Below are 16161 nucleotides of genomic sequence, written 5' to 3' on the forward strand. Positions count from 1 at the left end.
AAGACTGGGTTCTACCCCGGCGCCGGGGAACGGGCTTGCAGGTCCCATTCCGCGCCGGCTCCGCGGTCCCGGCTCTGCGAGCCGTGACTGCCCTCGCGTCCGGGCGCTTTGACGGGGTCGGTCCGACAGGGCATCCTGCCCTGGCTGACCTCGATTGGGCATCCCGCCCAATCGCCCCCTAAGCACCCTCCCGCTCGGCGCGGCCCGGATTGCGCGGAACAGGACCTGCAAGCCCGTTCTTCCACGTTCATGCGACGTAATGCAGCCGCCCGCGACAAGCCTTATTCGTTAGGCAATGTTGAATGACGGGAAAATCGGTTCATCGACATCCGCCCGAGGGATCAAGATCACCGGAAGTTGGATTCGGCTGGTCGGACGCCGGCGCGGAATGGGACCTGCAAGCCCGTTCCCTCTGCGCCAAACGAGGATAATCAGCGATAAAACCAGCCCGCTCCGATCAGTGCAGAGCGGGGGTTCAAAGGTTCAGAACATCGAAGAACTGTCGATTTCCTCTTCCTGGGTCGTCTGATCGCGCGAGGGAATGAAATCGCCGGTGATCATCTGATCGTAGGTGAGGCCGGGGCCGACCATCGGGTACACGCCGGCATCCGGATCGATGATGACTTCGAGGAAGGCCGGGCCCGGATACTCGATCCATTCGCGGATCACGGACGCGACGTCTTCCTTGCGATCCAGGCGTTTGGCGAACTCGAAGCCGTCCGCTTCGGCCGCCTTGATGAAGTCCTTCTTGCGCAGCGACTTGTCACTGGCCGACATGCGGCCCTTGTAGTACAGCTTCTGCCACTGCTTGACCATGCCGTCACCGTAGTTGTTGAGCACGACGATCTTGATCGGCAGGCCGTAAGTGGTGGCGGTTTCGAGCTCACCCAGGTTCATGCGGATGCTGGCGTCGCCATCCACGTCGATCACCAGCCGGTCGGGCCGGGCGAACTGGGCACCGATGGCCGCCGGCAGGCCGAAGCCCATGGTGCCCATGCTGCCCGAAGTCAGCCACAGGCGCGGCTCGCGGAAATCGAAGTACTGGGCCGCCCACATCTGGTGCTGACCCACGCCGGTCGAAATGACGGCGTTACCATCGGCGATTTCGTTGATGGCTTCGATAACCTCGTAAGGCTGAATCTGATCGGATTCACGGTCGAAGTTCATACCGTACCGGGTCTTCAGATCACGGATCTCGCCATGCCAGTCACTGAAGTCCGGTTGTTTGCCGTGACGCTTGCCCCAGGCGGTCAGAATGCCCAGGTCCTCGTTCAGACAGCCCACGTGCGACCAGTCCACGGACTTGACCTTGCCAATCTCGGACGGGTCGATGTCGAACTGTGCGATATGGCGGGCACTGGGCGCGAACTTCGAAGGAACGCCGGCCACCCGGTCGTCGAACCGGGCGCCGATCGCGATCAGAAAATCGCAATCCTCGACCGCGTAATTGGCGCAGGCGGCGCCGTGCATGCCCAGCATGCTCAGCGAGAGGTCGGAGCCGGTATCCACCGCGCCGATCCCCATCAGGGTGGTGGTTACCGGAATATGAAACGTATCGGAGAATTCCCGCAGGGTTTCAGCCGCGTCGCCGTTGATCACACCTCCACCGGCGTAAATCAGCGGACGGCGGCTGGCTTCGAGCATGTCGAAAAAGGACTTGCAGCCCTCCTCGCCCAAACGGTTGTCGCGAATCCGGACCATCCGCTGACGGTAACCCGGAACCGGCAACAGACCTTCCCCGCGGAATTCGCCGGTCCAGTTCTGCACGTCTTTCGGCAGGTCGACCACGACGGGACCGGGACGCCCCGACCGGGCAATCTCGAATGCCGTCCGGATGGTCGTCTCCAGCCGGTCGGGATCGGTAACGAGGAAGGTATGCTTGGAACACGGACCCAGGCAACTGGAGACCGGAGCCTCCTGGAAAGCGTCCGTACCGATCGCCTGAGTCGGCACCTGGCCACAGATCACGACGATGGGCGTGGAATCGGCCATGCAGTCACGCACCGGGGTGACGGTATTGGTGGCGCCCGGACCGGAGGTGACCATGACCACCCCGACCTTGCCACTGGCCCGGGCGTATCCGGCCGCCATGAATCCGGCCCCCTGCTCGTTGGCGGGGACGATCAGTGGCATCGGCTCCGAACCGTCTGCCGCCTGGTTCTCGCTGTTGTAGCGGAACACCGCATCGTAGGTCGGCAGGATGGCCCCGCCGCTGTATCCGAAAATCAGGTCCACGCCTTCGTCGGCCAGCACCTGGATGATCATCTCGGCGCCCGTCATGCGGGTGCCGGCGAGCGGGTGCTGCGCCAGGGTCGTGGCCTTTTCGCTCTGGTTCATTACACTCTGTTGCCTGTCAGTTTCCGTGGTTCACACCGGGCATTGAAGCGAAGCGGATTCAGGTTCCGCCGCGCCTTTCCGGCCGGCCGCGATAGTCCAGTGTCCGGTAATCAAAAGCGCATTGCAATAGGTGGAAAACTGCGCCACCATGGCCGCTTATCGATTCCGCAAGCAATGGGTTCCGGGTTTACCAGCCATGAGGCACATAATTTCCATCCTGCTCCAGAACGAAGCGGGGGCGCTGGCCCGAGTGGCCGCGCTGTTCTCTTCCCGCGGCTACAACATCGAATCACTCAGCGTCGCCCCGACAGAACACAATGAGTTGTCCCGGCTGACCCTGGTGACCACCGGATCCGAAGAGGTCATTGAGCAGATCGTGACCCAGCTGGAAAAGCTGGTTGACGTGGTCAGCATCGCCGACATGACGCAGGACGCACACATCGAGCGGGAATTGCTGCTGTTGAAGCTGCGACTGAACCCAGGCGGCGAAGCCGCCATGGCCCCACTCGTGGATGCGTTCGAAGCCCGGGTCATGGACGACGCCGCTGCAAACTACACGGTAGAACTGACCAGCGCCAACGATCGGATCGACGAGTTCATCGGCAAGGCGGTCAAATGCGGCGAAATTGTTTCCGTGGTGCGCAGCGGCGCCATGGCCGTCGCGCGGGGTCAGCAGGTTTTGCGTACGCGCTGATCAGCCTGGCGGCAACTTGGGGGCCGCACTCCGCTCCCTTACCCGTCGCCGTCACCTACCCCTCTTGCCCGAAACCGGCCGGGCGTACACCGCATATGACGGGTGAATGCCCGTGAGAAATGGCTCTGATCGTGGTACCCGCAATCCAGGGCGATTGCGGCCAGCGACCGGTTGGCGTCCCTGAGCATCACGCAGGCCCGCTCGACCCGAAGTCTCCGCGCCGCCGACCCCAGAGTCTCGCCCGCCGCCTGGCGGAAGCGGGACGCCAACCGGGCTTCGGGCAGTCCCAGCCTCGCGGCCAGGGCGGCATAATCCGGGGCATCGGGAAAGGCTTCCTGCTGCGCCTCCCGTACCGCCGCCACCAGACGGTCATCCGCCACCGGCCAGCCGTACCGCTTTTCCCGCCCCAGGTGGGCCAGGAGGAGCAGCAGCAGGCCACGCAACGCCATTGGCGTATGTGGGTCATTGCGCTGCATTTCGTCCCGCATCTCCAGCACGATGTGCCGCAGCTTCGGCGCCCGAAACGTGCATCGGCGGCGCGGCAGAAGCCGCTCCACGTCCGCGCGGAATTCCGAATCGGGCGCCAATTCCATCTGCAGGCTGCGGACCGCATGCCGGCCGTGCCGAACCTCGTGCCTGTCCCCGGACGGATGCCAGGTCAGATCGTTCGGCGCGCACCGGTTCCAGGTATCCGACCCACCCTCATCGTAGGTTCCGTCACACAGGAACGAGAGAAACGGTTGGGCGTGCTCATGCCATGGCAGGCGGATCCCCGCGCCGCACTCGGTCCATGCGAACCGGGCCGAACCCGCCAGGCCCGTTTGCAGCACGCTGCCGGAGAAATCGCTCATTTCGCGCTCCATCATCCCATTCGTCGCCGAGCATAGCCGGAACGGGGCGGCAGCTCGCCCCCACTCGCGCCGGAACGTGTACGGGGGCCGATGGACGGAATGTACAACCGGTCGCGAATCGTACAAGACGGACAGAGTCCACCCCGGCAGGCTGGGCCTTCGAACCCGACCGCCACGGAGGTCTCATCCATGTACGCCAGTTCCGATCCGATCCACTCCGGCCCCGCCCCGTTGGGCCGCGCCTGCCGATTCATCGCGCTCGCAGTATTCATCGTGACTTCACCACTCGCAGGCGACATTGCCGCCGACGAGGCGCAGCGGCTGATCGATGCGGCGCTCACCGCGCACGGAGGCCGGGCCCGGCTGGAGCGCATCGAATCGATCGCATTTGAACTCGCCGGCTACCGGATCTCCCGCCACCAGAGCCGCCGCACCGAACCGCCCTGGGACCGCATCCCGGTGCGGGGTTTCACCGCGATCGACCTGAAACAGGGTTGGAGCGTGCGCGACGGGGTCGGCAGCTACCCGGGGGGCCTGGTGTTTCCCTACCGGTCCATCATCGGGCCCGAAGGCGAGTGGACCCTGGACACCGGGCAGCGCACCCGTTTCGGCGGCATGGTGATGGCCGGCGCCGATGCCGTGCAGGGCTATGCGACCACCATGATGACACCGCTGCTGGTGACGGAGTTGGCGGACCGCCGGGATTCGCTCGAGCTGGCGGAAGCGACCGAGCTGTTCGGCACCCGCTACCCCACCGTCACCGACGGCGAAACCGACGTTTTGTTTCATCCGGTCACCCACCGGGTGCACGCCACCCGCACACGACGCTGGGACATGACCCGGGCCGGTTCCATCGACATGTTTCGGATCTACCCGGAATACCGCCAACACGAGGGCATCGCCTTCCCTGCGGCGATTTTCGAATACCTGCCGGATGAGCCTGCGTTCACGGCCGACTTCCGACTCACCCGATTGAGCCTCAATCCCGACATCACGCCCTGGCTGAACCTGCCCGGCGATTTCGCCGACGCCGTCAACAACCCGCACATCGGCTACGGCAATCCGGGCGGAATTCAAACGCGCGAGATCGCCGATGGCGTGTGGCTGGCTGGCGATCACGGTACCAACGTGCTGTACGTCGAGTTCGACGATTACTTCGTCGCGATGGAAGCCGGCGGCATGCCGGGCTACGTGAAAGACGTTTACGAGGCCATGCGCCCGCACATGAAAGACAAGCCCCTGCGCTACATCGTGCCCACCCACTACCACGACGACCACGCGGTGGGACTGCGGTTCTATACCCGCATTGGCGCTACGGTTCTGACCACACCCGGGAAGGCGGGCTATCTGCGAGAACTGGTCGGCGCGGTCGACGACGGGGCCCTGCTGGATGAGCTGCGCTTCGAGTGGATCACCGGCCAGGGCCACCGTTTCGAGGATGACACGGGAGTCCTGGACGTGCGGGTCTACGCCGACGCGCCCCACACCGAAAACCTGCTGGTTGGCTGGCTGCCCCGCGCGGCGGCGGTATTCACCGCGGACATTTTCGTCGGCTGGGGCACGACACCGCAGATTCGCCAGGGCGGCGGCTTTGGTCTGCGGCATTATGCGGCCTGGCTCGAGCGCACCGTCGAGGGCGGACTGGACGGCATCGACTGGCATCTGCCGGCGCACGGCCGCCCCTACTCGGCGAACGAGATCGCCGCGATGCTGAGCCGGCCGCGCACCTTTGTCACCCTGCCCGCCGGCGAGGTCGTCAACGCCGACGACTGGTTCCAGGCCTACGGGCTGCACGACGAGACCCTCAGCGGCAGGCGCAATACCTGGAAACCTTTCGACTGACCGGCAAGCCCGGTCGACCGGGAAAGGGCCGAAACGGCCGACTGAGACGCAAAGCCCGGCCGAAGCCGGGCTTTGCGGGAGCGTTCTCCGGGACGGAGACTCAATACCGGATACTGAACTCCACGCCGTAACGCCGTTCGGCGCCGGGGTGATCGAAATTGCCGCCAAATTCCGGCGCGGGGATCACTTCCTCGAGGTAATGCTCGTCGGTCAGGTTGGTGACAAAGCCGGTGACGGACCAGTTATCACCACCGATGCCGACCCGCAGGTCGACAATGGCGAATTCATCCCGCCGTGCGACATCGTACTCGGCGATACCCAGGCCGCCGGCGCCAGGCCCGAAGCCGAGCTCGAACAACGGCATGAAAATGGTTGGACGCTGCCCTTCCTGCACCGTGTGGAACCAGGTCTTGCCGACGAAGCGTGCGTCGGCCCGGGCGATCAGATTCAGGCTGTCGGTGATCGGGTAGTTCATGTCCGCCGCCAGGTTAATGGTGTATTCCGGCGTGTAAGGCGCCTCGTTACCCACGGTATCGGGACGCGTCGTGCTTTGCTTGATCTCGCTGTCCAGCCAGTTGGCGCCGGCGTAGAAACGCCAGTTTTCGGTGGGCGCCCAGTCGGCCGCCAGTTCCAGGCCGGTGATTTCCACCTTGTCGATGTTCGAAACCACGCGAAGCAGGCCGAAGGTGCCGACGAAAAACTCGAAGAACTGCATGTCCGTCACTTCCGTGTAATAGGCCGCGCCACTCAGGCGCAACTGGCCCCCGGCCACCACGCTGTTGAAGCCCAGTTCGAAGGCGTCTGAGGTTTCCTTGTCGTATTCATCCGAGATCACCGGCAAGGTCACGCCGAGCTGGTCTGCAAAGCAGATTCCCAGCGGATTTCCGCAGTTGATGAACCCGTTGATGAAGATGTTCACCGTGGCCGCGCTGCCGGAGTTGTTGAACCCACCGGCTTTGAAGCCCACACCATAACTGCCGAAGATCGACGTCGATTCGGTCACATCCCAGCGTGCCGAGAGCTTGGGTTGCAGTTCGGAAAAGGTCTCGCTCTGATCTGGAATGATGCCATCCGGATTGATCAGGCTGCTCAGCGCCGGGTTCACCGGATCGTTGAAGACACCGTCGAAATTCAGGTCGATGAAGGACTGACGAGCATCAAACGGCACCAGGCTGGAAACTTTGCGTTTTTCATTGTCGTAACGCAGCGCCAGCGCCAGCTCAACCGTGTCGGTCACGTCGTACTGTAACTGCCCGAACAGCGCGAAGACCTCGCTGTCGAATTGATCGTGCACCAATGAGGCGGTGGAGTTCGGGCCAGGCTCCGGCTGGAACAAGCCCCGGATCGGCAGCGCACCGCTGTCACGATTGAGCGAAACGCCCACCTGGCGGTCGATATCGAGGTAGTAGGCGCCAATCATCCATTGCAACCGCGCATCGGTGTCGGAAGCCAGGCGCAGCTCCACGCTCAGGTCTTTCTGGTTACGCAACTGCTCCTGGATGCCATCGCAGGTGGTGGGCGTGTAGGCGCCCAGGAAGGATCCGTTGACCGGGTCGAAAATCACGCCAACGGGGGAATTACCGATGAACTGCGGTGGCAGCAGCGGGTAGCCGGTCAGCTCCGCCACGGTCTGCTGACACATCGGATCACTGTTGTAGAAGCCGAAAGCGGCCGAGGTGCCATCCGACATCAAGTCGTTCTCGATATCGCTGTACAGGAACCAGCCGGTCAGGCTCATGCCATCGAGTTGCTGATCGATCTTGGTCGAGAATTCAAAGGCATCCTGATCGTTGTCCGACACGATGTTGGCGTCGAACTGGAAGTCGAAGTCATTGACGTCCTGATAGGCCTGCGGATTGTTCAGGCCCGCCGCGAACACCGGCAAGGCGAAGGTCGAGTTGAACGTGATCGACGAGGCATTGACCGAACCGACACGCACTTTCGAATCGATGGTCAGGGTGTCGCTGGCCTCCCACACCAGTCGCCCGTGCACGTTCCAGCCTTCGTAGGTATCGACGATGGCGGCACCGTCCTGAAACTGATTGCGGTAGTAGCCGTCCGAATCACGCCAGTCGGCGGACAGCCGAAAGTACAGTTCATCCTCGATCAAGGGTCCGGAAAAACTGGCCTTGGCCAGGTAGGTGCTGTCCCCGGCCACGCTGAGGGTGGCATTGGATTCGCGCTCGTTACCCGGGGTGGTGGTGGTGACGATGATGGCCCCGGCCGCGGCATTACGCCCGTAAATGGCGCCCTGCGGGCCCTTGAACACCTCGATCTGACGCAGGTTGGTGTACTCGCGATTGAACGCGGCGGGATTGGTATAAAGCACCCCGTCCAGAATGAAAGCGAAACTGTTCTCGGCGTCACGGGCACCGTTGATGCCGCGGATATTCACCTGGGTGTCGCCGACTTCAGCCGCGTCGACCATGGAAACGCCCGGGGTCAGGGAGATGAAATCATCAGCGCGCTGCACGCCCGCCCGCTCGAGGGTTTCCGATGACAGGGCCGTGACCGTGCCGGGCACGTCCTGCAGGCTTTCCTCCCGCCGCCGGGCCGTGACGATGATTTCCTCGATGGCACCGGCCGCCTGTTGACCGGACTGAGCGCGCGCCTCACCGTGCCAGAGACCGAACGCGCCCAGCGCGATCGCGATGGATGATGTCAGAATCTGTCGTTGCATGGTCATTTCTCCTATGCCCGATTGTCGATATCCCACACTTCAAGACTAGTCGGCCCGCAGGCCTTGTTCAGGAATGTCCGCTCTAACCGGCCACACCGTCGATCACATCCTCGAGCCGCAACACATCCGCATACTTGGCGTTGAGGTCGAAAAGATTGGCTTCATGGGCCTGCGGATTACGGTCACCCGTCGCCTCGCGCGGCACCACGACCTTGTAATCGTGCTGCAGGCCGTCCACGGCCGTCGCCCGCACGCAACCGCTGGTGGTGAGACCGCAGACCACCAGGGAATCGGCGCCCGCTTCGCGCAGCCGTTCGTCGAGGTCGGTGCCGAAAAAGCCGCTGGCCCAGCGTTTCTCGATCACCGGCTCGCCTTCACGGGGCCGCAGCCGGTCATCGACCCGCACCCAGCGTGAATCTGGGGTAAGAACATTCAGAGCCGGCAAACGATCGCGGAACACACGTGCCTGGCGTTCATCGCGGTAGATGACCGTGGTGTAGAACACCGGCAGCCCGCGATCACGGAACGCCTGCAGCAGACGCCCGCAGGCCGCAACCACGTCATCGGCGGCCGAGCCCAGCGGACATTCGGGATTGGTGAACCCCTCGATCATGTCGACCAGCACCAGCGCCGGGCGCCGGCCCAGGCCCTGACCCTGCCGGTCGAGGTCGCTCATCCCGATTCCGCGCTCGCGGCCCGGATGAAGGTTGGGGTCACCGGCGGATCGAGATGGGTTTCCTCGCGGCAGCGCGCCTTGATTTCCTCGATCGTGCCGCCAAAGTCGAACAATTCCGGCTCGCCGCGTTCGCGGCGGAGCTTCTCGCGAAGCGCCCCGGTCGCCGCCGCATCGACCGAACCGTCATCGGCGATGACGACGCCGTAGCGACGCGCACCCTGCGCGCTGACCAGGCCGCGGTCGACGTCGGCGCACACGGCCTCCGGATCACGTTCAAAGGGGTCGCCCCAACCACCGCCGCCCCAGGTATTGAAGTACAACAGGTCGCCTTGTTTCACCTTGATGCCTTCGGCCTTGGAAGGCAGCCATTCCTCGCTGCCGTCGCCGCGCACCAGGCGCTTGGTCGAACGCATGCCGGGCTCGCCGCCGCGCACACCCCAGGGATAGGTCATCCAGCGCTCATCGTGCACCGAAATCGTGCCATCGGCGAGGAACCGGTACGCCACCGACAGTCCGTTGCCACCGCGATGCAGGCCGGCACCTCCGGAGTCGGGAATGGTTTCATACTGCTCGATCCGCAACGGGAAATACGCTTCGACGAATTCGTTGGGCACGTTGGTGAAACCCGGCCACAGCGAGTGTCCGTCCGGGCCGTCGCCGACCGGGCGTCCGGGAATGCCCCCGAAACCGATCTGGAACAGCTGAAACCATTCGCCCTTGTCGTCGTAACCCGCGTAGAACAGGTGCGGGGAATCCGAAAATCCCGCTGCGTTCATCGCGTCCGGCGCGCTCTGGCCCAGTAAGCCACCCATCACGTCGAATATCCGTCCGAGGGCATGGGTGCGCCCGGAAAGGGCCGCGGGATAGTTCGGTTTGAGCAGCGTGCCCTGCGGTATCCGCACGTCAACCAGTTCGTAGAAGCCGTCGTTGAACAGAATCTGCGGGTCGACCAGATTGATGGTGAACGAGCCGAAGAACATTTTGAACATGTCTTCGTTGAGGTAGAAATTGATCGAGCTTTGCGCCTGCGGGTCGGTGCCTTCGAAATCGAAAATGGCTTTCGAGCCTTCGCGCCACATTTTGCAGCGAATTTTGTAGGGTCCCATGCCGACACCGTCATCGCACAGGTAGTCCTCGAAGACCCGCGGTTCTTCCGGCACGATCATCTCGATGATGGCTTTCATGGCCAGATAGTTGCGCTCTAGCATGACCTCCATGGTGGAATGGAACACATCGTCACCGAAACGCGCGGCCATTTCCTGGCAACGCCGCGCCGCGGTGTTGCAGGCCGCCACCAGCGCGTTCAGGTCGAATCGGTTCCACTGCGGCGTGCGCACGTTGTGCAGGATCAGCTCCAGCACATCGGACTGCAGTTCACCCTTCTTGTAAAGCTTGGTTGGCGGAATACGAATGCCTTCCTGGAAAATGGTCTCGGCCTGGATGGGAATGGAGCCCGGCACCATGCCGCCGTTGTCCGACATGTGGCCGAACATCGCCGACCACGCGATATGCCGGCCGTCCTTGAAGATCGGCACGAGCACGATCCAGTCCGGCAGGTGCGACACGGCCGCGTTGCACATGTAGGGGTCATTGGTCAGGATGACGTCGCCTTCCTCGATGTCGGCGTCATAAGCCTGGGTGAAGCCGTGGATGAACGATCCGAACTGGCCCACCACCATCTTGCCGTCGCGGTTGGCGATCATGGGGAAACAATCACCCTGCTCGCGAATACCCGGGCTCATGGCGGTGCGAAACAGCACCGCGTCCATTTCCACCCGGGCGTTGCGCAGCGCGTTCTCGATGATGTCGACCGTGACCGTGTCGACTTCGATGCGCTGGAAGGGGGCGTCGTTGGTTTCGATGATTCTTGCTGGCATGTCCGATACCTCCTTACGCGACCGGATTGATCAACAGGTTGCCGATCGCATCCACGGTGGCCTCGTGGCCCGGCAACACCACCGTGGTGGAATCCATCTCGATGACGACGGCCGGCCCGGGAACCTGCATCCCCTCGGCCAGTTTGCCGCGGTCGTAGATCACCGCGTCGTGCCATTCGCCCTCAACGTAAATGCGTGAGTCGTGCACTTTGCACTCCGCCAGGCTGCCACCCTTGCCTTCGGCGCCGGCTTCGGCGATGTCCCGCGTGCGTGCCCGGACGATGGCGCGAATCATCACCAGTTCATGATCTTCACCCAGGGCGAACGTAAAGAGTTGTTCGTGTTCCCGGTCGAAGCGCTCGGTGAGCAGCGCCAGACCATCGGCCATCAGTTCCTCACCGGTGAAGTCCATGGTCAGTTCGAACGCCTGACCGGCGTAGCGAACGTCGGCCTGGTAGGTGACCTCCTGGTTCTCGGCCGCGATGCCGTCGGTATTCAGTGACACCGCGGCGCGGTCGCGCAGTTCCTCCAGATCAGCCAGCAACTGCTCCGGCGTCAGGTCGTCGGCCCTGGAAACGTAGGTGCGCGAGGCCTCGTCCTGCACTGCAGTGGTAGCATCGCCGTAGGCGCACAAGACGCCCGGCCCCGGCGGCACGATGACCGGCCAGGACTGCGCCAGCTTGCCCATGGCATTGCCGTGCAGCGGCCCGGCGCCGCCAAAAGCAACCAGCGCGAAATCACGCGGGTCGAAGCCCTGTTCGACCGAAACCAGGCGCAGCGCGCCGAACATGGATTCGTTGACGATCTTGATGATGCCTTCGGCGGCTTCCATCAGGCCGATACCCATGGCGTCGGCGATTTTCTGCACCGCGGCTTCGGCGGCCTCTTTGTCGATGGCCATGGCGCCGCCGAGCTGAACGTCGGAGGGGAGATAGCCCAAAACCACATTGGCGTCGCACACCGTGGGTTCGGTGCCGCCTTTCATGTAAGCCGCGGGCCCGGGTTCGGCGCCGGCGGAGTCCGGGCCGACCCGCAAGGCTTTGGTCAGCTCGGGCACGAACGCGATGGAGCCACCGCCCGCGCCGACCGTGCGTACGTCCACCGAAGGGGCGCGCACCGTGACGTCACCCACCCGCGTCTCGCGACGAATGCGCGCCTGTGCATTCTGGATCAGAGCCACGTCCGTGGACGTGCCACCCATGTCAAAAGTCAAAACGTCATCGTGACCGGCCCGGCTGGCGAACCAGATCGCGCCGGCCACCCCGCCTGCGGGTCCGGACAACAACAGATTGACCGGCGAGTCGGCGGCCGCCCGGGAACTGGCGAGACCACCGTCCGAGCGAAGAATGGAAAGCTGCACGCCGTCACCCATTCGCTCTTCCAGCGACTGCTGCAGGTTGTTGATGTAGCGTGAAACCTCCGGCCGCACATAGGAATTGACCACCGTCGTCTCGGTGCGCTCGTATTCCTGCATCTCGGGAACCACGTCGGACGAGATGGAGATCGGAACGTCGCCAAACACTTCCTGTGCCAGTTCGCGCGCCTGCTGTTCGTGTTCCCCGTTGACATAGGCATTGATGAAACAGATGGTCAGCGCCTCGACTTCGCCCCGATCGCGCAAACGCTCCAGATCGGCGCGCAGCGATTGCGTGTCCAGCGGCCGCACAACCGAGCCGTCGGCACCGATTCGCTCATCCGCTTCGATGGTGAGTTCCAGCGGCGCCAACAGCGGCTTCTTCACGTAGCTCACCCACCCCCCCAGACCACCGGGACAGAACGAACGAGCCACCTGCAGGGTCTGCTTGAAGCCCCTGGTGGTGACCAATCCCACCCGCGCACCCTTGCCCGTCAGCACGGCGTTGGTCGCCACCGTGGTGCCGTGCATCACGCGATGTATTTTCTTCGGATCCACACCGGACTCCGTGCAGATGCGTTCCACGCCATTGAGTACGCCGATGGAGGAATCCTGCGGGGTGGAAGGCACCTTGGCGGTTCGCGTCTCACCGGTCGCCTCGTTGATCAGCAACAGATCGGTGAATGTTCCGCCGACATCGACGCCCAATCGATAACTCATCGTGTTCTCCCTTCGGGTCTTCCGTCCGCGCCGTCCCCGGGCGGACATGCCATTTCTATTGCGATTGCGATCCCGGTGCGCAGGTTCATGCGGCCGCCCGGCGTTCCAGGTGTCGCTTGAGCCAGGCCATCGAGCGGCCACCGGGTGCCGTGCCCGTCAATTCCCGGGCCCGTTCCGCCGCGTCGACCAGCGCCGCGAGATCAATGCCGGTGGCGAAACCCATCTGCTCCAGCATCATCACCACGTCCTCGGTGGCGACGTTACCGGTGGCGCCCGGCGCGAACGGGCAGCCGCCCAGACCACCAATTGACGCGTCGAATCGGCGGACACCGGACTCCAGGGCCGCGAAAACATTGGCCAGTCCCATGGCACGCGTGTCGTGAAAATGGCAGGCCAGGCGCTCCGGTCCGTGGTCTTCCACCAACCGGTCCATCAGGCCGCGCACCTGCGCCGGATTGGCGGCGCCAATGGTGTCCGCAATCACGAACTCGTCGACGCCCTGCGCCAGAAAGTCGGCGGCAATGCGTGCGACCACATCCGGATCGGTGGGCCCGTCGAAAGGGCACTCGAAGGCAACGGCGATGGTGGCCGCCACGCGCACCCCGTCCGTCCTGGCACGCTCGAGAATGGCCGTTGTCGCCTCTTCCGCCTGCTGCAGACTCATGTTGACGTTTTTCCGGGCCATGCCGTCACTGCCGTACAGCACCATCGCGACATGCCTCGCCCCGGCAGCCGTGGCCAATTCGTAGCCCTTGAGGTTTGGAATCAGCACCGAATAGTCGGCGCCGGCGACCTGTGGCAGACCCGCGATCACCCGGTCGGCTCCGGCCATGGCCGGTACGGCGCGGGGCGATACGAACGCCCCCACCTCGATGTGGCGCACGCCCGCCGCCAGCAAAGACTCGATCAGTTCAAGCCGCTGTCCGGGCTCCAGCACCTTCGACTGGTTCTGCAGCCCGTCGCGCGGACCCACATCATTGATAACGACCCACTCACTCATCAGGCGATCGCTCCTTCAGCGCGCAGCCGGCCGATGGTTTCCTCGTCGTAGCCCAGCAGACCACCCAATACGCCGTCGGTATGCTGGCCGACGTGCGGTGCCGGGGTGAACTCTTCGGCCGGAGTCCGCGACAGTTTGATCGGATTACCCGGCCCACGCGTCGATTTTCCGTCCGGGTGTTTCAATTCCACCACCATGTTGCGGTGCACCACCTGCGGGTCGCTCAAAGCCTGGCTGAAACGGTTCACCGGGGCACAAGGGATACGCTTCGCTTCCAACTGCTCCACCCAGTAGGCCGTGGTGTTTTCCTTCAGGATGGCGTTGAGGCGTTCCTCGATCATCGCCCGGTCAGCCCAGCGGCCCGGCTGCGTGTCGTATTTCGGATCATCGAAATCCGGGCACGATACGACGGACTTCAGGTTCTGCCAGAAGTTGTCGGTAATCACGGCGATGACGACGAAACCGTCGGACGTTGTAAATGTATTGTATGGGACGTGTACGAAGTGTGAATTTCCGATGGGATACGGATCTTCCCCCGACAGGAAATACATGGTCGCCATGTAATTGAGCATCGAGATCTGGCAATCCAGCATGGAGATGTCCACGTGCTGACCACGCCCGCTCCGCTCCCGCTCGTACAGCGCGGCCAGGATACCCATGACACCGAACATTCCGCCACCGAGATCACCGATGGGAATGCCGGAACGCACCGGATGATCCCGGTCCGGGCCGGTGATCGACATGCCACCGCCCGTGGCCTGGGCCACCTGGTCGAACGCCGGACGTTTCGGCCTGGGGCCGTCGGAACCGAAGCCGGTGACCGTGCAGGTGATGATGCGCGGATTGATCGCGCTCAGCGATTCGTAATCGATCTTCAGCCGCTCCGGCACACCCACGCCGAAATTGCTGACCACGATGTCGGCCTGGCGCACGAGGTCGTAGAATACCTCCCGACCCTTCTCGCTCTTCAGGTCGATGGCCACGCTGCGCTTGTTGCGGTTGAGGGTGATGAAATACGCACCGAACCCGTCGAGCGAATTACTGGGGTCGGAGGCCAGAAGTTTGCGGGTGCCTTCGCCCTGCGGGGGCTCGACCTTGATGGTCTCGGCCCCGAGATCCGCGAGAATCATGGCGCCATAGGGACCGGACAGCATGTGGGTCAGGTCCAGGATGCGGACGCCGGCCAGTGGTGTTTTGGATCCGGAAGTCATGGTCTACCTGTTGGCTTGCGGATGGGTCAGGCGCATTCCGAGCAACAGGAATCCGCACAACCCGAACCATGATTGTATACAACGATTGAAGATAATCCAATATTTTTGCCGGATTGCCCATTCTTTGCATACAATTAGCCGAACGGAATTTGTCTTCGCAGGATGCCGATATGGCCAAAGCCTCTGAAAAAGCCTATGAACTGGTCCGTCGACGCATCATCGACGGCACGTACCCTCCGGCGTCCCGCCTGACGGAGAAAGAGATCGCCGACTCGAGCGGCGTCAGCCGTACGCCGGTGCGGGAAGCCCTCCAGCAATTGCAGTCCGAAGGCTTTGTTCAGGTTACGGCCAACCAGGGTGCGGTCGTCGTCGACTGGACTGCGTCCGACGCCGTTGAAGTGTACGAAATCCGCGGACTGCTCGAGCCCTACGCCGCGGCCCGGGCGGCCGAGCGCGCCACGATCGCCGATATCGAGGAACTGCAGGCACTCGCGGAGGCCCAGAAGAATGAAACCGAAAGCCGGGAACCCGGCCACATGGAGCGTATCGGCGCCCTGAACAGTCAGTTCCACCGCAAGCTGCTCGATTGCGCCCGCAGCACGCGCCTGTCCATCGTGATGCCGATGCTGATCGAGGCTCCACTGATCATGCGCATGTTTACCCGCTATTCCGACCGGCAGTTGGTACGCAGCGCCGAACACCACATCGAAATTGTGGCCGCTCTCCGCGCCCGCGACCCGGAATGGGCGGCGGCCATCATGCGAACCCACATCTACGCCGCGCGAACGCGGGCGCTTCCCGACCAGTCCAGAGAGGAACACCTGCAGGACTGAATGTCAGCCATCCGTCATGAATTCAGGCTGTGGCGGCCTGGCAGGCACTTCCGCACGTAACACCACGGAATCGGCACGAAAAACAA

The 16161-nt window shown here is 63.3% G+C and carries 11 protein-coding genes; 3 read left to right on the forward strand and 8 right to left on the reverse strand.

What is annotated here, in order from left to right; translation table 11 throughout:
- Window positions 1–483: 483 nt before the first annotated feature.
- Entirely contained in the window at window positions 484–2337 is a 1854-nt protein-coding gene (gene ilvB, locus V3330_RS09485; protein WP_354695171.1) for a biosynthetic-type acetolactate synthase large subunit, read from the reverse strand.
- Between the two features lie 196 nt (window positions 2338–2533).
- Between ilvB and ilvN the strand changes: the two genes are divergently transcribed.
- The gene (gene ilvN, locus V3330_RS09490; RefSeq protein WP_354695172.1) at window positions 2534–3031 is read left to right on the forward strand and encodes an acetolactate synthase small subunit; all 498 of its coding nucleotides are present in this window, start codon (window positions 2534–2536) and stop codon (window positions 3029–3031) included.
- Window positions 3032–3069: 38 nt separating this feature from the next.
- Here the strand turns inward: ilvN and V3330_RS09495 are convergent, their stop codons facing one another.
- A complete protein-coding gene (locus V3330_RS09495) occupies window positions 3070–3882 on the reverse strand; it encodes a helix-turn-helix domain-containing protein (RefSeq protein WP_354695173.1) in 813 nt (270 codons plus the stop codon).
- A 189-nt stretch (window positions 3883–4071) separates the two neighbouring features.
- Between V3330_RS09495 and V3330_RS09500 the strand changes: the two genes are divergently transcribed.
- Complete coding sequence (locus tag V3330_RS09500; protein WP_354695174.1) at window positions 4072–5724, forward strand: MBL fold metallo-hydrolase; 1653 nt, start codon at window positions 4072–4074, stop codon at window positions 5722–5724.
- Between the two features lie 100 nt (window positions 5725–5824).
- On the opposite strand, the gene V3330_RS09505 is transcribed toward V3330_RS09500, so the two are convergent.
- From V3330_RS09505 to V3330_RS09530, 6 genes are all read right to left on the reverse strand, one after another.
- Window positions 5825–8404, reverse strand: coding sequence for a TonB-dependent receptor (locus tag V3330_RS09505; protein WP_354695175.1), 2580 nt, complete (start codon window positions 8402–8404; stop codon window positions 5825–5827).
- Between the two features lie 82 nt (window positions 8405–8486).
- Window positions 8487–9080, reverse strand: coding sequence for an isochorismatase family protein (locus V3330_RS09510; protein WP_354695176.1), 594 nt, complete (start codon window positions 9078–9080; stop codon window positions 8487–8489).
- Window positions 9077–10957: a hydantoinase B/oxoprolinase family protein gene (locus V3330_RS09515; protein WP_354695177.1), complete on the reverse strand. Its 1881-nt coding sequence runs from the start codon at window positions 10955–10957 to the stop codon at window positions 9077–9079. The genes V3330_RS09510 and V3330_RS09515 overlap by 4 nt, the downstream gene beginning before the upstream one ends.
- 13 nt (window positions 10958–10970) lie before the next feature.
- Window positions 10971–13031 (reverse strand): hydantoinase/oxoprolinase family protein, encoded by a 2061-nt coding sequence (locus tag V3330_RS09520; protein WP_354695178.1) that lies wholly within the window; start codon window positions 13029–13031, stop codon window positions 10971–10973.
- Window positions 13032–13116: 85 nt separating this feature from the next.
- Window positions 13117–14031: a hydroxymethylglutaryl-CoA lyase gene (locus V3330_RS09525; protein ID WP_354695179.1), complete on the reverse strand. Its 915-nt coding sequence runs from the start codon at window positions 14029–14031 to the stop codon at window positions 13117–13119.
- The gene (locus V3330_RS09530) at window positions 14031–15242 is read right to left on the reverse strand and encodes a CaiB/BaiF CoA transferase family protein (protein ID WP_354695180.1); all 1212 of its coding nucleotides are present in this window, start codon (window positions 15240–15242) and stop codon (window positions 14031–14033) included. The genes V3330_RS09525 and V3330_RS09530 overlap by 1 nt, the downstream gene beginning before the upstream one ends.
- Window positions 15243–15412: 170 nt before the next feature.
- Here V3330_RS09530 and V3330_RS09535 point away from each other — a divergent pair, with 170 nt between their 5' ends.
- Entirely contained in the window at window positions 15413–16075 is a 663-nt protein-coding gene (locus V3330_RS09535; RefSeq protein ID WP_354695181.1) for a GntR family transcriptional regulator, read from the forward strand.
- Window positions 16076–16161 lie beyond the last annotated feature (86 nt).

Source organism: Elongatibacter sediminis (assembly GCF_037892215.1).
Lineage (GTDB): Bacteria > Pseudomonadota > Gammaproteobacteria > Xanthomonadales > SZUA-36 > Elongatibacter > Elongatibacter sediminis.